Origin of the sequence: Archangium gephyra, from assembly GCF_049060025.1 — a bacterium.
In the GTDB taxonomy this organism is placed as follows: Bacteria; Myxococcota; Myxococcia; order Myxococcales; family Myxococcaceae; genus Archangium; species Archangium gephyra_A.
Genome location: NZ_JBMEQQ010000002.1, coordinates 6,503,285 through 6,524,296, shown reverse-complemented (window position 1 = coordinate 6,524,296; position 21,012 = coordinate 6,503,285). Strand labels below are relative to the sequence as shown.

General features: G+C 68.7%; 17 protein-coding genes. 12 read left to right on the top strand and 5 right to left on the bottom strand.

Annotated elements, in window-relative coordinates:
• Positions 1-107 precede the first annotated feature (107 nt).
• Both ACN28I_RS28285 and ACN28I_RS28280 read left to right on the top strand, forming a co-directional pair.
• Entirely contained in the window at positions 108-1,385 is a 1,278-nt protein-coding gene (locus ACN28I_RS28285; protein ID WP_420945036.1) for a phytoene desaturase family protein, read from the top strand.
• Positions 1,382-2,335, top strand: coding sequence for a sigma-70 family RNA polymerase sigma factor (locus tag ACN28I_RS28280; protein WP_420945035.1), 954 nt, complete (start codon positions 1,382-1,384; stop codon positions 2,333-2,335). The genes ACN28I_RS28285 and ACN28I_RS28280 overlap by 4 nt, the downstream gene beginning before the upstream one ends.
• Before the next feature lie 158 nt (positions 2,336-2,493).
• Here ACN28I_RS28280 and ACN28I_RS28275 read toward each other — a convergent pair whose 3' ends face one another.
• The gene (locus tag ACN28I_RS28275) at positions 2,494-3,309 is read right to left on the bottom strand and encodes a prolipoprotein diacylglyceryl transferase (protein WP_420945034.1); all 816 of its coding nucleotides are present in this window, start codon (positions 3,307-3,309) and stop codon (positions 2,494-2,496) included.
• Positions 3,310-3,746: 437 nt separating this feature from the next.
• On the opposite strand from ACN28I_RS28275, the gene ACN28I_RS28270 reads away from it, so the two are divergent.
• Entirely contained in the window at positions 3,747-5,174 is a 1,428-nt protein-coding gene (locus tag ACN28I_RS28270; RefSeq protein WP_420945033.1) for a S8 family peptidase, read from the top strand.
• 55 nt (positions 5,175-5,229) lie between these two features.
• Positions 5,230-5,628, top strand: coding sequence for a hypothetical protein (locus ACN28I_RS28265; RefSeq protein WP_420945032.1), 399 nt, complete (start codon positions 5,230-5,232; stop codon positions 5,626-5,628).
• A gap of 416 nt (positions 5,629-6,044) precedes the next feature.
• Here the strand turns inward: ACN28I_RS28265 and ACN28I_RS28260 are convergent, their stop codons facing one another.
• Entirely contained in the window at positions 6,045-6,791 is a 747-nt protein-coding gene (locus tag ACN28I_RS28260) for an SDR family oxidoreductase (protein ID WP_420945031.1), read from the bottom strand.
• A gap of 104 nt (positions 6,792-6,895) precedes the next feature.
• On the opposite strand from ACN28I_RS28260, the gene ACN28I_RS28255 reads away from it, so the two are divergent.
• The 6 genes from ACN28I_RS28255 (at position 6,896) to ACN28I_RS28230 (ending at position 13,615) form a co-directional block, all read left to right on the top strand.
• A complete protein-coding gene (locus ACN28I_RS28255) occupies positions 6,896-7,582 on the top strand; it encodes a TetR/AcrR family transcriptional regulator (protein ID WP_420945030.1) in 687 nt (228 codons plus the stop codon).
• Complete coding sequence (locus ACN28I_RS28250) at positions 7,579-8,574, top strand: 3-oxoacyl-ACP synthase III family protein (RefSeq protein WP_420945029.1); 996 nt, start codon at positions 7,579-7,581, stop codon at positions 8,572-8,574. The genes ACN28I_RS28255 and ACN28I_RS28250 overlap by 4 nt, the downstream gene beginning before the upstream one ends.
• Positions 8,575-8,601: 27 nt before the next feature.
• Positions 8,602-10,149, top strand: a complete 1,548-nt coding sequence (locus ACN28I_RS28245) for an acyl-CoA synthetase (protein ID WP_420945028.1) — start codon at positions 8,602-8,604, stop codon at positions 10,147-10,149.
• Positions 10,150-10,269: 120 nt separating this feature from the next.
• Positions 10,270-10,917 (top strand): hypothetical protein, encoded by a 648-nt coding sequence (locus ACN28I_RS28240; RefSeq protein WP_420945027.1) that lies wholly within the window; start codon positions 10,270-10,272, stop codon positions 10,915-10,917.
• Positions 10,914-12,578, top strand: coding sequence for a hypothetical protein (locus ACN28I_RS28235; RefSeq protein ID WP_420945026.1), 1,665 nt, complete (start codon positions 10,914-10,916; stop codon positions 12,576-12,578). Before ACN28I_RS28240 ends, ACN28I_RS28235 begins: the two co-directional genes overlap by 4 nt.
• A gap of 2 nt (positions 12,579-12,580) precedes the next feature.
• The gene (locus tag ACN28I_RS28230) at positions 12,581-13,615 is read left to right on the top strand and encodes an alpha/beta fold hydrolase (protein ID WP_420945025.1); all 1,035 of its coding nucleotides are present in this window, start codon (positions 12,581-12,583) and stop codon (positions 13,613-13,615) included.
• A 51-nt stretch (positions 13,616-13,666) separates the two neighbouring features.
• Here ACN28I_RS28230 and ACN28I_RS28225 read toward each other — a convergent pair whose 3' ends face one another.
• A complete protein-coding gene (locus ACN28I_RS28225) occupies positions 13,667-14,710 on the bottom strand; it encodes a lipase family protein (RefSeq protein WP_420945024.1) in 1,044 nt (347 codons plus the stop codon).
• Between the two features lie 141 nt (positions 14,711-14,851).
• Here ACN28I_RS28225 and ACN28I_RS28220 point away from each other — a divergent pair, with 141 nt between their 5' ends.
• Both ACN28I_RS28220 and ACN28I_RS28215 read left to right on the top strand, forming a co-directional pair.
• On the top strand, positions 14,852-15,751 hold the full coding sequence (locus ACN28I_RS28220; RefSeq protein ID WP_420945023.1) for a DUF2381 family protein: 900 nt from the start codon (positions 14,852-14,854) through the stop codon (positions 15,749-15,751).
• Between the two features lie 534 nt (positions 15,752-16,285).
• A complete protein-coding gene (locus tag ACN28I_RS28215) occupies positions 16,286-16,981 on the top strand; it encodes a hypothetical protein (RefSeq protein WP_420945022.1) in 696 nt (231 codons plus the stop codon).
• 279 nt (positions 16,982-17,260) lie between these two features.
• Here the strand turns inward: ACN28I_RS28215 and alr are convergent, their stop codons facing one another.
• Both alr and ACN28I_RS28205 read right to left on the bottom strand, forming a co-directional pair.
• Entirely contained in the window at positions 17,261-18,466 is a 1,206-nt protein-coding gene (alr, locus tag ACN28I_RS28210) for an alanine racemase (protein WP_420945021.1), read from the bottom strand.
• Positions 18,467-18,637: 171 nt separating this feature from the next.
• Complete coding sequence (locus tag ACN28I_RS28205; RefSeq protein WP_420945020.1) at positions 18,638-20,899, bottom strand: nitric-oxide reductase large subunit; 2,262 nt, start codon at positions 20,897-20,899, stop codon at positions 18,638-18,640.
• Between the last annotated feature and the right edge of the window lie 113 nt (positions 20,900-21,012).

The following is a 21,012-nucleotide window of genomic DNA, read 5'->3' as shown; positions in this document are numbered from 1 at the left end:
GGGTGAGGGTGTCTCGGGCCCCGGATTCCCCCCGTGTAACCTTTCCGAGTCCCCCGTCGTGGTCCCTGTGAGCCCGAGAAGAAGCGGCTCGAAAAAGGGAGCGGACGATGAATCACAAAACGGACGTGGTGGTGGTGGGAGGAGGGCTGGGAGGGCTGGCGGTGGCGGCGCTGCTGGCACGAGGGGGGAGGAAGGTGACGCTGTTCGAGAAATCGAGACACCTGGGGGGCCGGGCGCACACGACGGAGGTAGAGGGCTACCACTTCAACCTGGGGCCGCACGCGCTGTACCTGGGAGGAGCGGCGGCGCGGGTGCTGGGGGGGCTGGGAGTGCCGATGCGGGGAGGAAGCCCGCGAGGGGAGGGAAGCTTCGCGTTGAGAGGGAACCGACTGCACGCGCTGCCGGCGGGGGCGGTGTCGCTGCTGATGACGGATCTGCTGGGAGCGGCGGGCAAGCTGGAGCTGGGGCGGGTGCTGACACTCCTGATGCGGACGGACGCGGCGGCGCTGGAGGGCCGGAGCCTGCGCGAGTGGCTGGAGGAGCACGTGACGAGGGCGGAGGTGCGCGAGGTGGTGGCGGCCTTGTTCCGGGTGTCGACGTACTGCGCGGACGCCAACGCCTTGGCGGCGGACGCGGCGGTGGAGCAGTTCCAGCTCGCGAGGAAGGGGGTGCGCTATCTCGACGGAGGCTGGAGCGAGCTGGTGCGAGCGCTGGCGGAGAAGGCGAGGGAGGCGGGAGTGGAGGTGGTGGGCTCGGCGAGGGTGGAGTCGGTGGAGCGGGAAGACGGACGGGCGCGAGGGGTACGGCTGGCGGACGGAACGGAATACGAGGCGGAGGCGGTGGTGGTGGCGGGGGGGCCGAGGGACGTGGCGGGGCTGCTGCCGGGGGACGAGGTGCTGGCGGGGTGGGCGGCGCAGGCGGTGCCGGTGAAGGCGGCGTCGCTGGAGGTGGGGCTGTCGAAGCTGCCGAAGCCGAGGGCGCTGTTCGCGTTGGGGATGGACAGACCCTGGTACGCATCGGTGCACTCGGCGTGGGCGGCGCGGCTGGCGCCGGAGGGAGGCGCGATGGTGCACGTGGCGAAGTACCTGGGAGGAGGGGAGGAGGAGGCGAGCGAGGGGGAGCTGGAGGGAGTGCTGGACGTGCTGCAGCCGGGGTGGAGGGAGCACGTGGTGACGAAGCGGTTCCTGCCGGGTCTGACGGTGATGAACGCGCTGCCGGCGAAGGGGCTGGAGGCGAGACCGGGGCCTCGGGTGGAGCACGTGCGAGGGCTGTACGTGGTGGGGGACTGGGTGGGGCGGGAGGGGATGCTGGTGGACGCGTCGTTGGCGAGCGCGGAGACGGTGTCGCGGCTGTTGAGCACGGAGAGGGGAGCGCGAGCGGCATGAAGCTGGGGGAACACGAGGCCCTGGAGAGGGCGGTGCGGGAGCACGAGAAGTTCCTCTGGGGCCTGTGCTACCGGATGACGGGGGTGGCGGCGGACGCGGACGAGCTGGTGCAGGAGACGTACGCGAGGGCGCTGACGTCGCCACCGGGGAGGATGGAGGAGGTGCGCCCGTGGCTGACGCGGGTGGCGATGAACCTGGCGAGGGACCGGCTGAGGAGGAGGAAGCGGGAGGGGTACGTGGGCCCGTGGCTGCCGTCGCCGGTGGAGACGGGGGAGGAGGCGGTGCCGTCGGTGGAAGCGGAGCTGCCGGGGGGAGGGACGACGGAGGGCCGCTACGAGCTGTTGGAGAGCGTGTCGTACGCGTTCCTGATGGCGCTGGAGGCGCTGACGCCGAGGCAGCGGGCGGTGCTGCTGTTGAGGGACGTGTTCGACTACTCGGGGAGGGAGGTGGGGGAGTGCCTGGGGATGAGCGAGACGAACGTGAAGGTGACGCACCACCGGGCGAGACAGGCGATGGAGCGGTACGACCGGGCGAGGTGCGTGCCGACGCGGGAGTTGCAGGAGCGGACGAGGGAGGCGCTGGTGGGCTTCCTGGGCGCGCTGGCGTCGGGAGACGTGGAGGCGGCGGAGGCGTTGCTGGCGGAGCCGGTGAGGGCGCTGACGGACGGGGGAGGCGAGACGTACGCGGCGCGGGTACCGGTGGTGGGGCTGAAGCGGGTGTCGCTCTTCTACCGGCGGGTGCAGGAGATGCGAGGCACACCGGACACGGTGGAGCTGCGGATGCTCAACGGGCTGCCGGCGGTGGTGGCCGAGTGGCGAGACTGCGCACCGGGGGCCGCGGCGCGGGTGGTCATCCGGGTGGAGCTCGATGCGGCGGGGCGCATCATCGAGGTGCACTCGGTGCAGGCGAGCCGCAAGCTGGCGGGCCTGCGCCCATCAACAGCCGCATGACGTCTCGTCGACCTTGAACGCGTTCAAACTGTGGGACCCTCCCCTCGCCCTCCGGGAGAGGGACGGGGTGAGGGTGCCCGTCACAAGGGTTGCACCCGCGTCAAACCCCCTCTCCCTCTGGGAGAGGGCGGGGGTGAGGGTCTACCTGACCTGCGGGTCTACCTGACCTGAGGCTGCGCATTCTCCCCGGTACCCACGGCGGGGGAGTCCTTCCTGGCGGGGGCCTGCCACTTCACGAGGCCGTAGATGCCGAAGGCGATGAGCCCGAAACAACTGAACTGAGCGGGTGTCAGGCCGAAGTACCGGGCATCGACATAAGCAAGGTCGGTGGCGCGGAGGGTATCGAAGAAGAAGCGGCCGCAGGCGTAGAGGATGGCGAGCAGCGGGAGCAGCTTGCCGCGCAGCATGCCGGAGTTGCGCAGGAGGAACAGCAGTCCGGAGATGGCGAAGAGGAAGACAGCGTCATACAGGCCGAGGTCATGACGGGGCCCACCGAGGGCCGCGGGGAAGTCGACGGCGAGGAAGAAGTCGGTGGGGATGCCCTTGTGGTCGTGGGCGGCGAAGCAGCCGAGGCGGGCGATGGCCCAGCCGGGGGTGACGGCGAGCGCGAAGGAGTCGGCGTAGTCGCGGAAGCGCAGCTTGCGGACCTTGAAGAAGACGACGGCGGCGAGGATGCCGCCCATCAGGCCACCGAAGGAGGACAGACCATCCCACACGCGGAAGATCTGGTACGGGCTCTTGGAGAGCTCCTCGGGGTGGTAGGCGAAGAGGTGGAACAGGTGGCCGACGACGACACCTACACCCACACCCCAGGGCGCGTAATCGGCCAGGGCGTTGGAGTCGAGCCCCTCGCGCTCGGCGTTGCGGGTCAGCATGTGGGCGGCGAAGAGGATGCCGAGGGCCACGAAGATGCCGAAGGGCTCGAGGGTGAGGGGGCCGAGCTTGATGGAAGGAGGCTGGAAGTAGGGAATCACGAATCTCTCCGGCGGGGACGGCGTACGGCTCTTACAGCCATAGTCCGCCTTGGCACCGGGAGGCGAACAAATGTAGGGGGCGGGACACTTCCCCAAGGCCTCTGGAAGCAGGCAGGCGAGCGCAATCTTCCCAGCGGACACTCCACCCGGCCGCTATTTTCCGACCTGTCACGGTTCGTATTACGCTTCCCACCTGTGAATGCTTTCCGGTTTCGTACGTTGGGAGAGTCATCCACTGGAACGCACGGGGGGCCGATGACGTCCAGAGCGGGGATACCCGCGATTCATGTCAGGGGTGGCCGCTCTAGTCGCACTGTGAGCCGACGGTGTGAACGAAGACGGTGTCCCACCCCGGCTCCGTCTGGGAGTGGCCGGCACCAGGCTGTGGCCGCCGGGCAGTCAGTCCAGTCGCTATTCTGTAAAGGAGCGAACCCATCATGAAGTCCTACCTCCTGGTGCCGAAGGAGTCGATCGAGACCCACGCCCATCCGGGCGTGCGGGGCACGGAGCAGGGAGAGCGCGTGTTGCAGCGCACCACCGCCCTTCAGTTCATGATCAGCGGGCGGGCGCCGGACATGCTGCGCACCCTCGGGTTGCGCTCCGCCACGCTGCCCGGGCGTCTGCCCGAGGTGAGCGCGCCCCCCACCTCTGGCAAGAAGAAGCCGGCGGCGAAGTCCGCGAAGGGCCGCGGCAAGAACGAAGTCCAGGTGGCAGTGAACAACGATGGCCCGGTGATGGAGCCGGCGTCCGCCTCGGACGTGGGCACCTACCGCCACATGCCGCTCATCGGCGCCACCATGGCGCACTTCACCTCGGAGCAGGCCGAGCGGATCGCCAAGGAGGAGCTCGGGCGCGACTTCGAGTTCATCCCGGACACGGTGCAGCTCACCTTCCCGGGCCCGGTGTCCGCGGGGCAGCTCGGCCCGCGCAACCGCGGCCTGTCCTCGCTCGTCAACCGCGAGTGGCCCGAGGAGTGCGGCATCAACTCCGCCCACGCCCAGGGCATCAAGGGTGCCGGCGTGATGCTGGGCATCCTCGACACGGGCGTGGACGCGGACCACCCGGAGCACCAGGACCGCGTCATCCAGTTCCGCTACGTCTCGCTCTTCCCCAACTCGCCGCACAACCCGGCGCGGGACGTGCGCGGCTTCGACCCGGATGGGCACGGCACGCACGTGGCCGGTATCGCCGCCGGCCAGTTCCACGGCGTGGCGCCCGAGGTGGACCTCTACGTCGCCTCGGTCATCGAGTCCGAAAGCATACGCACGAGCCTGGGCCGTGTAGCCGCCGGCATGGAATGGCTGCTACACCAGTTCTCACGTCCTGAGAACGCCACCCGTCCGGCGGTGGTGAACATGTCCCTGGGGTTCCCCGTGCAACCGCCTCAAGGTGTCAGTGACATGGAGTACCGTCTCAACATCCGCGCGCTGCAGACACTGCTGCGCCGGTTGGTGGACTCCAACGTCCTGCCCATCGTGGCGGCCGGCAATGGAGGCGCTGGGACGGCCGGCTACCCAGCGGCCTTCCCAGAAGCCCTGGCCGTGGGGGCGGTCGACTTCTCGCGGCGGGTGGCCAGCTTTTCGGCCAGCGGCGTGGTGAGCCAGCGATCTGTTCCCGACGTGATGGGTTATGGCGTGAACGTCTATTCGAGCACAGAACGAAGGTGTAACAATCAGGCGTTCTATGAACGAATGAGCGGAACGAGCATGGCCGCCCCTTACGTCGCTGGTCTCGCCGCGCTATATCGCTGCCGTTCCCCGGACTTGACGGCACTTGAAGTCAGGGATTTGATTCTGGACAATGTGCTGAAGCTGCCCAAGACGCCTTCTGGGCGCGCGGGCAGGGGTCTGGCGGTCTACAAGTGATGGCGGCTACCAGGGCCGGCGGCAGGTAAGCGCCGGGCCTGCGGGAGGAAGCAGGATGAGCAGGAAGACAGCCACATCGCCGCGCCGGGCCTCCGGCCGTTTCCCGAAGATCTCCGCGGTCACTCCGCTGCCGGGCTCCCGCGTGGAGGGCTCGCAGGGGTGGATCGAGGCCATGGTCATGCCCCGGGAAGTCCCCGGAGCTGCCTGGCAGCCGTCCATCACCCGCGACCGCTCGCTCGTGCACAAGAGTGCGTGCGAGCAGAGCAAGCAGTTCCGCGACTCGGTGCTGAACTTCCTGCAGTCCCATCACCTGATGGGCGCTGTCAGGTGGATCAGCGAGCCGGGCTCCACCGAGATGGTGACGCTCTACTGCACGCCCCGGGTCCTGGAGCAGCTTCAGAGCTCGCGCGAGTTCGATGCCGGTCGCACGGCCGCGCTCGAGATGTACACCTGAGCCAGCCCCTCAGTTCAGACACCTGAGCGGGGCTCGAGGTTCCCCTCGACGCCGGGAGTAGCGGACTGCCCACGGTTCGCTCGGCTCCCTCGACTCGCGGGGCCCGCCGCCTGGGATGGCGCGTCCCGCCTGCCGTGCTCGACCTTCCGAGCGTCCCGTCTATTCCCGACTGGAAATGATTTACTCACTTGACTTCCAAGCGGCAACCCCCTGAACGCTTGTTGCGGTTGCGTTTGGGCGAAGAAGTCCCACCTTGCACCCTTTTTTGTTGGCCTCGGGTACGGGGCGCTGCGCGTGCTTGCCCGCCTGCCCTCCCGGTGCCGCCTGCGCTGTGCCGGATGTCCCCCCCATATCCCTGAAACGCACGAGCCGGGCGGATGGGTCTGACCCCATTCCGCGCCGGCCCGTCCACAAACCTACATCGTGAGGCCGCCGTCCACGTCGATGGTGCGGCCGTTGAAGTAGTCGCACTCGAGGACGAACTTCACGGCCAGCCACAGGTCCTCGGGCAGGCCGATGCGGCCCACGGGGATGTTGGCCACCAGGGCGTCCCGGGCCTTCTGGTTCATGCCCTGCGTCATGGGCGTCTCCACCATGCCGGGGGCCACGGCGCCCACGCGGATGCCGAAGGAAGCGAACTCGCGCGCCCAGGTGAAGGTGTTGGCGGCCAGCGCGGCCTTGGCGGACACGTAGTTGCTCTGCCCGCGGTTACCGTGCCGGGCGATGGAACTCATGTTGACGATGACGCCGGGGCGCTGGTCCGTCTGCACCATCTTCGCCACCACCTCGCGCACCATGAAGGTCGCGCCGGTGAGGTTGACGCCGATGACGGCGTTCCAGTCCGCGGTGGACAGCTTCTTGATCTCCCCCGTGGTGCGGTCCTTCTTCACCAGCAGTGAGTCGCGGAGGATGCCGGCGTTGTTGATGAGGCCGTTGAGGCCGCCCATGGACTCGTGAGCCCACTGCACGAAGGCGACGCAGTCCTCCTCCTTGGACACGTCCAGGCGGCGGCGGTGGATGCCCGCGGGCAGCGCCGCGAGCCGCTCCTCGTTCACGTCACCCACGGCCACCTGCGCCCCGGCCTCCTTGAGCTGCGTGGCGAAGTGCGCGCCCATGCCCTGAGCGCCGCCCGTGACGATGACCTTCAAGTCCTTGAGCTGCATGCGTTCCCTCTCTGGCTGACGCAATGCGTTGCATGTCCATGCGCCAGCGGATGAATGACAGTTTTTGACAATACCGCGAGGGGAGTGTTACGCAAGGTTGAAAGATGAATCGGTCTTCAACTTCGCCAGCCGAGCGCATCGTTCCAGCGACCCCGCGAGGCCAGCGCACGCGCCAGCGGCTGCTGCTGGCGGCGGAGACCGTCTTCGGGGAGAAGGGCTACGAGCACGCCTCCATCGCGGATATTACCCGCGAGGCGGAGGTCGCGCTGGGAACTTTCTACGTCTATTTCCCGGACAAGCAGTCCATCTTCGTCGAGGTGGTGGACGAGCTGGGAGCGCGGTTGCGCCGGCTCATCTCCGAGGCGGTGGTGGAGTGCGAGGACCGGATTGAAGTGGAGCGCGAGGGCCTGCGCACCTTCTTCCAGTTCGTGAGCCGCCACCACAACCTGTACCGCATCGTCCGTCAGGCGGAGTTCGTGGATGAGGCGTGCTACCGGCGCTACTACGACCGCTTCGCCGAGGGCTACGTGACGGGCCTGGAGCGCGCCATGGCGAAGGGCGAGGTGCGGCGCATGGACTCGGAGGCGCTGGCCTACTGCCTGATGGGCATTGGCGACTTCCTGGGCATGCGGTGGGTGCTCTGGGACAAGAAGGGCGGCCTGGAGCACGTGTTGGACACCGCCATGGACTTCATCCGCCACGGCATGGACGCACGTTCTGCCGGCGGCGACACCGGCAGCAAGAAGGGGCCGCGCAAGGTGCGCGCTCCGCGGAGCAAGACGACCCGATGAGATACGCCAACATCCTGGCCACCGGCCGCTATGTCCCCGAGAAGGTCCTCACCAACGCCGACGTGGAGCGCATCATCGGCGAGCCGGTGGACGAGTGGCTCCAGACGAACGTGGGCATCAAGCAGCGCCACCTGATGGCGGACAACCAGGTGACGAGCGACTTGTGCGTGGCCGCGGCGAAGCAGGCCCTGGAGCGCGCGGGCGTGAAGCCGCAGGAGCTGGATCTCATCATCATCTCCACGGACACGCCGGACTACCTGAGCCCGGCCACGGCCTCGGCGGTGCAGGCGAAGCTGGGCGCGAGCAACGCGGGCACGTACGACATCAACGCCGCGTGCGCGGGCTGGGTGACGGCGCTGGACGTGGCGAGCAAGACGATCGCCGCGGACGACAGCTACCAGCGCATCCTGGTGGTGGGTGCGTACGGCATGAGCCGGTACATCAACTGGAAGGACAAGAAGACCTGCACGCTCTTCGCGGATGGCGCGGGCGCGGTGGTGCTGGGCGCCAGTGACAAGCCCGGCTTCATGGGCGCGAAGCTGCTGGCGGCCGGCGAGTACCATGACGCGCTGGGCGTCTACACCGGCGGCACGTACCGCCCGGCCACGCCGGAGACGCTGGAGCTCACCAACGGCAAGCCGTCGGTGCAGTTCGTGCGCAAGTTCCCCGCGACGTTCAACACCGAGCGCTGGCCCATGCTGCTCAAGCAGCTCCTGGAGCGGGCGAAGCTGACGATGAACGACGTGGACCACTTCGTCTTCACCCAGCTCAACCTGCGCACCATCGAGGCCACGATGAAGGTGCTGGAGCAGCCCATGTCCAAGACGAACTGGACGATGGACAAGTGGGGCTACACGGGCTCGGCCTGCATCCCCATGACGCTGGATGACGCGGTGGTGCAGGGCCGCATCAAGAAGGGCGACCTGGTGGCGCTGTGCGCCAGCGGCGGCGGCCTCGCGATGGCCTCGGCGCTCTACCGCTGGACGGCCTGAGCCAAACACCTCGGGAGGGGACGAAGCATGTTCATCGGCGATTGGATGGGCCGGGGGGCCATGTACTGGCCCGAGCACACCGCGGTGGTGGACGTGGCCAGGGGAGAGGCCGGCCGCTTCACCTACCGGGCGATGAATGCGCGCGCCGAGGCGCTCGCGGGCTGGCTGCGGGACGTGGCCGGTGTGTCCCGGGGCGACCGGGTGGGGCTGGTGGCCCACAACGGCGTGGAGTACCTGGATGTCCTCTTCGCCTGCGGCAAGCTGGGCGCCATCTTCGTCCCCTACAACTGGCGCCTGCACGCGCAGGAGCTGACGGAACTGGTGCGCGACACCGGCCCGCGCGTGCTCCTCTTCAGCGATGACTTCCGCGACGGCGTCGCCACCGTGCACCAGCAGGTGGGCGGCGGGCTGAAGCTCGTCCACCTGGAGGGGCAGGGGGTGCCCGCGAGCATTCCGTATGCCCAGACGCTCGCGCACGTGTCCGCCTCCCGGGTGACGAACCCGCGGGTGAGCGAGGAGGACATCATCGCCCTGCTCTTCACCGGCGGCACCACGGGCAAGAGCAAGGGGGCGCGCATCAGCTACCGGATGGTGGCGTGGAACACGCTCAACACGCTCATCCACGAGGTGCGGCCCGGGGACGTCACGGTGACGCACACGCCCATGTTCCACACGGGCGGCTTGCTCGTCTACACGGTGCCGCTGCTCACCTGTGGCGGCACCGTGGTGCTCATGCGCCGCTGGGACGCCGAGGAGATGCTGCGGCTGGTGGAGCGCGAGAAGGTGACGCTCTTCTTCGCGGTGCCCACGCAGTACCAGCAGATGTATGACTCGCCGCGCTTCCGCTCGGCGGACCTCTCCAGCGTGCGCTTCGTGACGAGCGGTGGCGCGCCGCTGCCGGTGCCGCTGCTGCAGTCCTGGCAGGCGGTGCACCAGGTGCCCTTCAAGCAGGGCTTCGGCATGACGGAGTTCGGCCCCGGCCTCTTCAGCATGGGCCCCGAGTTCGCCGTGTCCAAGGCGGGCTCCATCGGCCGGCCCAACTACTTCATCGACGCGCGCCTGGTGGACGACGACGGCCGCGACGTGCCCGAGGGCGCCACGGGCGAGCTCATCCTCAAGGGCCCCTCCATGTGCTCGGGCTACTTCGAGAACGCGGAGGCCACGGCCGAGGCCATCGACGCGGACGGCTGGCTGCACACGGGCGACCTGGCGCACCGCGACGCGGACGGCTTCTACTTCATCAACGGGCGCAAGAAGGACATGTTCATCTCCGGCGGGGAGAACGTGTACCCGCTCGAGCTGGAGACGGTGCTCTACGAGCACCCCGCCGTGCAGGCCTGCGCGGTGGTGGGCGTGCCCGACCCCAAATGGGGCGAGGTGGGCCGGGCCTTCGTGGTGCTCAAGCCGGGCGCCCAGGCCACGTCCGAGGCGCTGCTGGAGCACCTGCGCGGCCGGGTGGCCCGCTACAAGGTGCCCAAACAGGTGGAGCTGGTGGCGTCCCTGCCGGTGTCCGCGGCGGGCAAGATTCTCAAGCGCGAGCTGCGTGAGCGGGCCATCGCGGCTGGCGTAAGCTGAGCACCTCCCCTCTCCCTCTGGGAGAGGGCCAGGGTGAGGGTCTTCCCCGCTGGGCCTCCACGGGGAAATCCCAGACATGTCGTGTCAATCGAGCCGGCACACGCCGGGGGAGAGAGTCACATGAAGAAGCAACTGCTGTCGGCGGTGATGCTGTGCACCATGGGCGTGGTGGGCTGTGATCCGGTGGAGCCGACCCCGGTGGACCCCAACACGCAGGTGGGCACGAAGCTCGAGGGCAAGACGCTGGTGATGGAGGGGGCGAACATCCCCAGCCACCCCAATGGCTTCAACGAGGACATGAACCTCGAGGGCTCCACCCAGTGCTACAGCAAGACCACCATGCAGGTGGGCAACAACACCTATACCGTCACCAGCGTGCTGGGCACCCTGCGTGACGCGCCCAAGCAGTTCGACATTGGCACCTGTGACCACGAGGCCGCCGGCGCGACGGCGCAGTTCACCTCCACGGCCGTGCTCATCGAGAACGCCAAGGCGGACCTGAGCTGCTTCGACGCCACGTTCACCTACAACGGCTTCGGCCAGGAGGGCCGTGGCAGCCTGAGCGCGGATGGCAGGACGCTCAAGCTGGAGCTTCTTCCTCGGCCAGGCCACCGGCCACCGCTGCGCGGACGGCGAGGTGGGCGCGGCGACGGTGACGCTCAACGGCCAGCCCTTCACTGGCAACGCCGTGCAGACGTTCATCGCCCAGTAGTACGGCATCTCCCAGCGCGCATCCTCCTTCCCCCTCCGGAGACGAGACACGTATGACGTGGCGGTGGCTTCCTGAAGCAACCTGCAGGACTGCGGTACGCGGATGCGCGCTGGCGCTGACGCTGGGCTCGGCCGTGCTCTCCTTCCCCGCGTGGGGACAGAGCACGCCGCTGCCCGGGGCCTACGCCGACTGGTACGAGGCCAAGAACCGCGAGGAGGACGCGGAGCCTCGCGAGTTCGTCCTCATCAACTACTTCTTCACCCGCGTCACCGCCACCAACCAGCTCGGGGACCCGACGGGCCTCAAGGGCGTGTCACTGGGGCCCATCGGCGGGGTGGCCGGCAGCGGCATACGCGTGGAGAACGCCCCGGCCTTCTACGTCGAGCAGCGCTGGATTCCGGTCATCGAATACAGCCCGCACTTCGTCGACGGCCTGGCCAGCTTCCGCGCCCAGTTCGAGGTGGACTACCTCTGGGGCCGCGCCGCCAATGCCGTGCAGCAGAACGAGGGCGGCGGTTTCAACGCCGACCAGGTCAACATCCAGACGAAGAACGTCAACGTCGCCCTCTACCCGACGAGGAACCCCAGCCAGCTCACCCTGCTGATTGGTACCCAGCCCGTCTACGACTCGGTCTACGACCCGACGCGCGCCCCGCTCGGCGACATCATCCGCACCGGTTACAAGCTGACCTTTCTGGGCAGTGACGCCACCGGCCTGTCCGTCTTCAGCAACCACCTCAAGGGCCAGTCGCGCCTGAGCCTGCTGCCGCTGGGCAGCGTGCAGGCGGACAAGGCGGAGTTCAACGACCCCCGGCTCAAGTTCGTCTGGCTGGGCATGGCCGACTACACCTACCCGGTGGCGCCCGGCACCAACGTGGGCGCCTCGCTGTGGTACCTGCGCGACGACACCAAGGGCGATGCCTACGCCTTCGAGGGCCTGGTGAAGAGCGGCCCGTCCTCCAGCAGCCTGGGCAACTTCACCGGCGTGCCGCGGTTGTCCATCGACCGGCCCTCCGGTTGGGTCGGCTGGGCGGGCCTCAACTTCAATCACAACATCGACTTCCGCACCGGCCGGTTCGGCGCCTCCGGCTTCCTCATGTACAACGGGGGCCAGTTCGTCTCGAACCGTGCGGACACCGCGCTCAACCAGCGGGTGGACATCAGCGGCCTGTCCGCCAACCTGGAGCTGCTCTACAACTTCGGGCGCACCAGCAGTGACATGGTGACGCTCGAGGGCATGTTCTCCACGGGCGACGCGGACCTCGCGGACAACCGCTACTCCAGCGCCTTCACCCTCAACCAGTACGGCCTGCCGGGGGCGGTGTGGTTCAACCACAAGATGCTCATCCTGTTCCCGTTCACCAGCACGGTGAACAACTACACGGGCGCGGTGACGGACATCTCCAACCAGGGCTTCGGTCTGCAGAGCGTCATCGCCACCGGCGCGTATGACCTCATCCCCAACAAGCTCAACCTCAAGCTGGGCGTGGGCCATGCGCGCAGCAGCGTCACTCCGCCCGAGGAGACCGCGGGCGTGGCGCGCGGCCGCGTCATCGGCACGGAGATCAACGCCGAGCTGCGCTACACCTTCCGCTACCTCATGACCGTGGGTCTGCACGGCGGCTACATGTTCCGCGGCGACTTCTACAACGGGAACCCGCGCGTCACCGCCAACCCGTGGGCCGCCTTCACCACCTTCACCTGGTACGCGTTCTGACCATGAAGACTCGTGCTCTCGGCCTGCTCGCGCTCGCGAGCCTCTCCACCGGCTGCGCCACCTCGTACAACGCGCGCCCACCCCTGTCCTTCCAGGACTTCGACTACTCCTCTCCCGACGGCAAGCCCTGGCCCCTCCAGCGCCTGGCCCTGCCCGAGACCGCCGCCACCCATGGCACGAAGCAGGTGCCCGAGGTCGCCTACGTCGAGCTCAACCCGGAGGGACAGCAGACCGTCCTCTTCATCCACGGCCTGGGCTCGTACCTGAAGTTCTGGCGCTACCAGCTCGACGCCTTCGCCGCGCAGGGCTACCGCGTCATCGCCGTGGACCTGCCCGGCTATGGCAAGTCCGACAAGCCCGCCTCCTTCCCCTACACCATGGAGGCCATGGGCGATGCGGTGCATGAGCTCGCCCAGAAGCTCGGCGTGCAGAAGCCCATCCTCGTGGGCCACTCCATGGGCGGGCAGACGGCGCTCTCCTACGCCCTGCGCTACCCCGAGGACGTGAAGGCCATCGTCCTCACGTCCCCCGCCGGCTTCGAGAAGTTCAGCCCGAGGGAGAAGGCCTGGTTCCAGCGCTCCTTCAGCACCGCCCTCATCAAGGGCTCGCCCGAGGCCGCCATCTGGGGCAGCGTGCGCCAGTCCAACTTCGAGCGCTGGCGGCCCGAGCTCGACTGGCTCATCGAGGAGCGCGTGCGCGTGGCCAAGAGCCCCGAGTTCGACTCCTACGCCTACGCCAACGTGCGCACCGTGAATGGCCTCGCCCACAATGACTTCGTGCGCGACAGCCTCAACCGCGTCTCCGTCCCCACCCTCATCATCTACGGCGAGGACGATCGCCTCATCCCCAATCCCTTCCTCCACGGGGGCGAGGTGGCCGACATCATGCGCTACGGCCACGAGAACATCCCCGGCTCGAAGCTGGTGGGCCTGGAGCGCTGCGGCCACACCGTCCAGATGGACTGCCCCCAGGACTACAACGCGCAGGTGCTCGCGTTCCTCGAGGGCCTGGAGTCCGGCGGCGGCTCGCAACAGTAAAGACAGACACCGGAGCGGGGGACTTTCCATCGTCCCCCGCCCGGCGCGCCACTACGGGATGGTGTGGTACTTCACCATGTTGAGTTGCACGTTCTGCGTGAGGTCCTTCGAGTTGAAGTGGCCATACGGGTAGCCCGAGTAGACCTTCTCGCCCATCTGCCCCGGGATGCGCGAGGTGTACTGGCCGTAGACGAGCCCGTCGTAGCCGATGACCTCATCCGCGGTGGACCAGATGGTGTAGCGGAAGGCACCCTCGTAGCCGCTGCTGGCCAGCAGGTTGTTGAGGTACGCCGAGCGGCCGCTCACGCCCAACCCGTTCCAGTAACCCGGGTACAGGCCGTTGGTGCTGCCGCACGTGGGCGTGCCGGGACCCGTCTGATAGCACGAGGTCAGGCCCAGGTTGGCGCCCGCGATGCCCACGAAGGTGTCCACCGAGGCCGTCAGCGACGGGCCGATGTAGTACTGGCCGCCCTCCAGCGAGTCCGTGGCGTAGCCGCCGAGCACCGCCTTGCGCGCCAGCGTCACGCCCATGGAGTGCGCGATGATGTCCACCTTGGCGGCGCCCGTATAGGCCTTCACCGCCTCGATGAGCTTGCGCACCTTCATCACGTTCGTCTTCGAGTGGTACTGGTACGCCGACAGGGAGGCGTCCGCCGGGCCCCACGTCGTCGCGTACAGCTCGCTCGTCTTGTAGCCCTTGGACAGGAAGAACTCGATGGAGGCATTCCAGCCCGACTGGCCCAGCTTGCCCGTGCCAATCGCCTTGTCCGAGTTGCCGTGGATGAAGATGACCGGCTGGTTCACCACCGTGTCCGAGCTGCTCGCCTTGCCGCCGTAGCTGCCGCCCACGAGGTCCGCGCGCACCAGGTTGTACGTGGGCTCATAGCCATTGGCCGACAGCCATGTGCGGAAGTGCGAGGTAAAGCCAGACGTGGACACCGCCGCCTGCTCCGTGCTGCCCGTCTCCTCGGCGGTAGCAACCTGTTGCACCGGGGTCTCGGCCGGGGCCTCCAGATCCTCGGCGGGACCGCAACCGGGAACGAGCGAGCCCAACAACAGCGCACCCGTCAGTGAAAGGGAATGACGCAGCCGCATGATTTCTACTCCTTGTTTTGGGGTGGGGAGCCTGCGCGCACGGGAACTGTGCCGCATTGCACGATTATAACGTTTTTCACGTTTCATTGCCCGTGGGATGGAGTTGGCATGTCAGGCCCTGCTGCATAGGTTGGGTGACGCATGAGGTCAGGACTCGCAGAGATGACTCTCTGCGTCATGCTGTTCCTGACCACGCGTGTCTCCGCAGAGGGGCAGGAGGCGCAGCAAGGCTTTCGCAAGCCGAGGCTGCGTGCAGTCGGGGTGACGGGTCGGGTCGAGGAGGTACGTGTGGCCGCCAGGACGGCGACGCGGATCCGTTTCGACACCGCCCTGGACGCGGAGCGCACGCGCCTGGAGGACGGGCTCGGGCGTTTCGAGCCCCTGGTGGTGGGCAATGGCTTCCTCGTCGTCACCCCGCGCGAGGAGCTCCCCGGCGGTGAGCGCGTGACGCTCCGGGCCGTGCTCTCCGACGGCACCGAGGTGCCCTTCGAGCTCGCCGCCGGCGCCTCCGAGGTGGACGTGCAGGTCCGCGTCTCCCGGGGCGTGGCCGCTCCCGTCCGGATGCGTGAAGTGCCAACGGTCGTGTCCGCGGTGTGGCGCGAGCGCGTGTGGGGCGCACGCGGCGCCAGCGTGGAGTGGCCCGAGCGGCAGCGCTCGCGCCGGGGCGAGGGCCGGGCCGGACGGCTCGCGGAGTCCATGCTGGTGCTGGCCGCGCGCTCCGGGCCGCTGCCCCTGTCAGACGCGTGGCAGCCGGACGCGGGGCTCGAGGTGGAGCGGCGCCTGTTCCACGCCGGTGGACTGTCCGGCTTCGTGGTGCGCGTGAGGAATCCGGATCCGCTGCGGCCCTGGGAGCCCGGCGAGGTCCGCGTGCGTCATGCCGCGGGAGGCGGGGAGGTGGAGGTGCTGGCCCTGCGCATGGGGCCCGGGTTGCTCCCGCCCGGTGGGTGGGGGTGGCTCGTCGTCGTCACCCCGGCCCTGCCCGAGGACGGGCCGGCCCGGTTCGAGCTGGAGCTGCGGGGACGGAAGGGCGTCGCGCTGTGAGAGCGGAGCCGTGAGTGCAGTCGTGAGCCGGGAGGACGTCATGGAAATGAACAGGAAGACGTACTGGCGCCGTTGGATGTTGGCCATTGGCGCTGCTGCCGCTCTCGCCGGGGGGGCGGCCTATGCGATGCAGAAGGAATGCTGGAACTGCTCGCCCTGCGGGTGCTCGCCGGATGGAGGTGCCCTCATGTGTTGTGAGATCAACGCCTGCTGAGTGAAGCGATCGGGTCATGAGGATTGGTGCGGAACCGCGTCACGCCTCCCTCGGATAATGCGGGGGGTGTGCCCCGGAGGCCCATCGCACCGTGAATGGAACGCCACCTCACGGAGGGGATGACATGAGAGGCGCAGCACATGCGTGAGCGGACACGCCCGAAGCGATTCGCGCTCGCGTTCGCTTTCGGAGGCATGGCGGTCTTCCTCTGGCAGCTCGCCACCGCTTCTCCCGGCCCCGGCCCGTGGGAACCTCCCGAGGGGTCCCTCGTCCTCCCCCGCCAGTCCGCCCGGCCTCGAGCCCTCCTCCATGGAGCCTCCGTGCTCGATGCGAGCTTCGCGGCTTCCTCCGCCTCGCGGCTGGTGAAGGCCGTCCCCTCCTGGATGCAGCCCCGCCCCTTACATGGTGCGCCGGCCGCTCCTCCCGAGGTGCCTCCTTCTCCGCCTCCCCCTTCCGCGACCGTCCTGCCGCTGTCTTCACAGGAACTCGCGCCGGACGGGCTGCCGGTCTCGGCGATGCGCTGCACCCGGGAGGGGGCGGGGTTCGACTGTGGAAGCTGCAGCACCGATGGGGACTGTCCCGCCGGGCAGGGGTGCGTGGCCAACCGCGAGACGCGCCGCTTCGAATGCATGGCCTCCGAGTGCGAGGAGGATGTCCACTGCTTCCCCGGCACCGTGTGCCGCACCGTCACCACCGGCGCCACCGGCGCCACCCTCATCCGCCGCTGTGCCCCCGAGGGGGTGCGCCGCGAGGGCGAGCCGTGTGACTCGCTGCCCGTCTCGCCCGCGGGTTCCTGCCGCGAGGGCCTGCGCTGCGTCAACCAGGTGTGCTCCACGCCGTGCTCCCTGGATGGCAGCGTGCGCTGTGCCTCGGGCTTCGTCTGTACCGAAGGCCTGGAGGGCCCCGGGTGCTTCCCGGACTGTCAGGAGGCTCGGGTGCCCCGATGGGCAACAGTGCGCCCGCGTCCGGGAGGACGAGTACCAGTGTCTCGCGGCCTCCCAGGGAGATTGCCGTGACACCCCGTGCCCCGAGGGCGAGCGCTGCAACATGCGCATGTCCCGGGGCCGCGCTGTCTTCTGGTGCGCCCAGGTCTGCAATCCCATGCTTCCCGGCTCGTGCTCCAGCGGGAACGTCTGCGGCATGGGGAGCGCCACCGCGAGTACGTGCTTTCGTCAGTGCGACCCCGTGGACCCCCAGGCCTGTGGACCCGGGTGGTCCTGCTCCACCGTCACCGAGGATATGTCTGTCTTTGGCTGTACCCCGGTGTTGAGGTAGCGGGGGGAGCGACCCTCAGCTCAGGGCACCACGACCCGGCGCAGGTGCGCTCCCAGCCGCGTCGCGAACTCGTAGTGGATGGTCTGCGCCCAGTCCGCCAGGTTCTCCACGTGCAGGTGCTCGTCCCCGTCCTTGCCAATCAGCGTCGCCGTCAGCGGCCGCTCGTCGTGCGTCGCCCGCGTCACGTCCACGATGATGTGGTTCATCATGATCCGCCCCAGCACCGGGCACCGTCTCCCGTTCACCAGCACGTGCGCCTTGCCCGACATCAGCCGCGCGTAGCCGTCGAAGTACCCCACCGGGAGGATCGCCACCCGCGTCGCCTCGGGGCACCGGTACGTGCACCCGTACCCCACGTAGCTCCCCGCAGGGAGCCACTTCACCACCTGGCTCGGGCACCTCCACGACAGCACCGGCCTCAACTCCGGCACCCGCCCCAACACCAGCCGCGCCGACAGTCTCGTCTCCGTCGACGGCCACAGCCCATAGAGCGAGATGCCCACCCGCTGTGCGTCGTAGCGCGCCCTCGGCAGCACCAGCGTCGCCGCGCTCGCCGCCATGTGCCGCTGCAACGGCTCCTCCACCGGCACGCTCGCCCTCAGCGCCATCAGCCCACCCTCGAAGACGTCGAGCTGGGATTCGGCGTACGTCTGCTCCGTCACGTCCTCCGTGTTCGCGAAGTGGCTCAGCACTCCCACCACCCGCAGCACGTCCGCCGCCTCGCGCAGGAAGTCCAGCTCGCCCCCCGCTATCTGCCCCGGCGTGAAGCCCTCGCGCCCCAGCCCCGTGTCCACGTGCACGTGCGCCCGCAGCGGATGCTCCAGCTTCGCCCGGCGCAGCTCCTCCACCGTCTCCCTCCACGAGCCGTCCCCCACCACCACCTCCACCCCCGCTCGCGCCAGCGCCACCGCCTCCTCCGCGTCCGTGGCCCCGATGACCAGCACCTGCTTGCGTTGCAGGCCCTTCGTCTGCTCGAAGGCCCGCACCGTCAGCGCGTCCCCCGGCGTGATGAAGTACAGGACGTCCACCAGCGGGTGCACCAGCGGCAGCATCTGCGTCAGCCCGTGGCCGTACGCGTTGCCCTTCAGCACCGCTCCCAGTGCCCTCGGCCCTCCCACGTCCGCCGACAGCTTGCGCAGCGTCGCCACGTTCGCCGCCAGCGCTCCCGCCGACAGCTCCAGCCTCGATGCCACCTTCCCGGCTGCCCCCGCAGTCACCTCGTGCATCTTCCGCCTGACCGTCCTTCGCGCCTCCCGGCGCGCTGTGTGACTCTTCTTCTTCCAAAGCGTGCCGCATTGCACGTGCCATCCAAGCGGGCAGGCATGGGAGCGTCCGATGCTCAGCGCGGAGGGGGCCGTCCATGAAGGCCAGGCGGATCCTACGCCCCGATGACCGGCCTACCTGGCGGGGGTCCGGTCATCGGGAGGCGCGTCGGACACCGCCCGACGCACCGGGCGGCTCCGGCCCACCTGCAGCACGAAGAGGACGAGCCCCACGGCGCCCAGCGCGAAGAGCGTGTCGCCGGGCACGCGCATCCAGCGCAGCGCGTTCATCACGGGCGTCTGGAGGAACTCGGCGCTGCGCGCATACCAGTAGCCGTGCTCCACCGAGGCCCACGTCTGCATCAACCCCACCGGCAGCAGGCTGAGCACCACCATGCCCATGAGGCCCGCGTTGATGGACCAGAAGCAGAAGCGCAGCAGCCGCTCGTTCCACGGCTGGAGGGGATCCAACGCCCGCAGGCAGAAGAGCATCAGCCCGATGCCCAGCATGCCGTAGACGCCGAAGAGCGCGGCGTGGCCGTGCACGGGCGTCGTGTTGAGGCCCTGCATGTAATAGAGCGCGATGGGCGGGTTGATCATGAACCCGAAGAGGCCCGCGCCCACCAGGTTCCAGAAGGCCACCGAGATGAAGAAGTAGATGGGCCAGCGGTAGTTGCGCACCCAGGGCGAGACGTTCGTCAGCTTGAGGTTGTGCCACGCCTCGTAGCCCACGAAGAGCAGCGGCACCACCTCCAGCGCGCTGAACACCGAGCCGAGCGCGATCACCACCGTGGGGGTGCCGGAGAAGTACAGGTGGTGCAGCGTGCCGATGATGCCGCCCGACAGGAAGATGGTGGCGGACAGCACGGTGGCCTCGCCCGCCGTGCGCAGGCTCAGCAGCTTCAGGCGCGCGAAGAGGAAGGCGATGACGACGGTGGCGAACACCTCGAAGAAGCCCTCCACCCACAGGTGCACCACCCACCAGCGCCAATACTCGGCCACCGCGAGGTTGGTGCCGCGCCCGGCCCCGAGCGCCGCGAAGTAGAAGCTCGCGATGGCCGCGGAGCTGATGAGGAAGAGGGTGAGGATGGGGCGCTGCTCGTCCTCGCGCTTCAGCGCCGGGCGGATGGCCCGCACCACGAGGAAGAGCCAGAGGAAGAGGCCCACCAGCAGGCCCACCTGCCAGAGCCGGCCCAGGTCGATGTATTCGTAGCCGCTGTGGCCCAGGTAGAACCAGGCGTCCCCGGTGCCCAGGTAGCCCTTCACGCTCAGCCACTGGCCCGCCATGGAGCCCAGCACCACCACCAACAGCGCGCCGAAGAGCACGTTGACGCCCAGCCGCTGGCCCCTGGGCTCCACCCCACCCACCGCCGGGCCAATGTAGAGGCCCGTGGCGAGCCACGCCGTGGCGATCCAGAAGATGCCGAGCTGCGTGTGCCAGGTGCGCGTCACGCTGTAGGGCAGTATCTGGTCCAGCGGAATGCCGTAGAAGCCCGAGCCCTCCACCCCGTAGTGCGCCGTGACGACGCCCAGGAGGATCTGCAGCAGCAACAGGCCCGACACCACCCAGAAGTACTTCACCACGCTGCGCTGGGAGGGCGTGGGTTGCAGGGCGAGCAGGGGATCATCCGCCGGCACCTCCCCCAGGGGCGCCTCGGCCGGACGGGAGGCGTAGTAGAAGGCCATGGCGCCGATGCCGGCCAGCAGCAGGATGATGCTCACGCCCGTCCACACCACGGTGTCGCCCGTGGGGATGTTTCCGATGAGCGGCTCGTGGGGCCAGTTGCTCGTATAGGTGACGCTGTCGCCCGGACGCTCGGTGCCCGCGGCCCAGGCGCTCCAGAAGATGAAGCCCGAGAGCAGCCGCAACTGGGCCGGGTCCGTCACCGCGCCCGAGGGAATGGCGTACTCGGGGCGTCCGCGGGTGAAGACGTCCGCGTAGTGCGCCTGGTTGGCCTCGAAGGCGCGAGCGCGCACCGGGTCCAGCGTGAGGGTGCCGGTGGCCTCGTCATGGGTGTTGGTGCGCATGAGCTCCGTGAGGCGCTCGCGCAGCGCGGCCTGCTGGGGCCGGGCCAGGGTGTCGTAGCCCGCGCCGTGCTCGGCCCGGGCCCAGGCGTCGAGAATGAAGAGGGCCTCGCGGTGCAGCCAGTCCGCCGTCCAGTCCGGCGCCACGTAGCTGCCGTGGCCCCAGATGGAGCCCACCTCCATGCCTCCCATGGCCTGCCAGACGTTCTGACCGGCCTGGATTTCTCCGGGCCCGAAGAGCTGCTGCCCGTCCGTCGTCACCACCCGCTGCGGGACGGGCGGCGCCTGTTGGTAGACGCGCACGCCCACCCAGCCCAGCACGGCGAACGAGGCGATGAGGACGGCGGCGAAGGCAATCCAGAGCTTCTTCATGCGCGGCTCCTGTGGCGTCATGGGCACGGCGCGCCCGGTGGGGAGGGGGGCCTCGGCGACGCGCCAAGGTAGGAACGCGCATGCCGGGTGTACACCCGCATGTCCGATGACTT

What these genes read in the sequence shown, in the direction of transcription:
- ACN28I_RS28285 (WP_420945036.1), top strand. Translation starts at nt 108, where the DNA reads ATGAATCACAAAACGGACGTGGTGGTGGTGGGAGGAGGGCTGGGAGGG.
- ACN28I_RS28280 (WP_420945035.1), top strand. Translation starts at nt 1,382, where the DNA reads ATGAAGCTGGGGGAACACGAGGCCCTGGAGAGGGCGGTGCGGGAGCAC.
- ACN28I_RS28270 (WP_420945033.1), top strand. Translation starts at nt 3,747, where the DNA reads ATGAAGTCCTACCTCCTGGTGCCGAAGGAGTCGATCGAGACCCACGCC.
- ACN28I_RS28265 (WP_420945032.1), top strand. Translation starts at nt 5,230, where the DNA reads ATGAGCAGGAAGACAGCCACATCGCCGCGCCGGGCCTCCGGCCGTTTC.
- ACN28I_RS28260 (WP_420945031.1), bottom strand. Translation starts at nt 6,791, where the DNA reads ATGCAGCTCAAGGACTTGAAGGTCATCGTCACGGGCGGCGCTCAGGGC.
- ACN28I_RS28255 (WP_420945030.1), top strand. Translation starts at nt 6,896, where the DNA reads ATGAATCGGTCTTCAACTTCGCCAGCCGAGCGCATCGTTCCAGCGACC.
- ACN28I_RS28250 (WP_420945029.1), top strand. Translation starts at nt 7,579, where the DNA reads ATGAGATACGCCAACATCCTGGCCACCGGCCGCTATGTCCCCGAGAAG.
- ACN28I_RS28245 (WP_420945028.1), top strand. Translation starts at nt 8,602, where the DNA reads ATGTTCATCGGCGATTGGATGGGCCGGGGGGCCATGTACTGGCCCGAG.
- ACN28I_RS28240 (WP_420945027.1), top strand. Translation starts at nt 10,270, where the DNA reads ATGAAGAAGCAACTGCTGTCGGCGGTGATGCTGTGCACCATGGGCGTG.
- ACN28I_RS28235 (WP_420945026.1), top strand. Translation starts at nt 10,914, where the DNA reads ATGACGTGGCGGTGGCTTCCTGAAGCAACCTGCAGGACTGCGGTACGC.
- ACN28I_RS28230 (WP_420945025.1), top strand. Translation starts at nt 12,581, where the DNA reads ATGAAGACTCGTGCTCTCGGCCTGCTCGCGCTCGCGAGCCTCTCCACC.
- ACN28I_RS28225 (WP_420945024.1), bottom strand. Translation starts at nt 14,710, where the DNA reads ATGCGGCTGCGTCATTCCCTTTCACTGACGGGTGCGCTGTTGTTGGGC.
- ACN28I_RS28220 (WP_420945023.1), top strand. Translation starts at nt 14,852, where the DNA reads ATGAGGTCAGGACTCGCAGAGATGACTCTCTGCGTCATGCTGTTCCTG.
- alr (WP_420945021.1), bottom strand. Translation starts at nt 18,466, where the DNA reads ATGCACGAGGTGACTGCGGGGGCAGCCGGGAAGGTGGCATCGAGGCTG.
- ACN28I_RS28205 (WP_420945020.1), bottom strand. Translation starts at nt 20,899, where the DNA reads ATGAAGAAGCTCTGGATTGCCTTCGCCGCCGTCCTCATCGCCTCGTTC.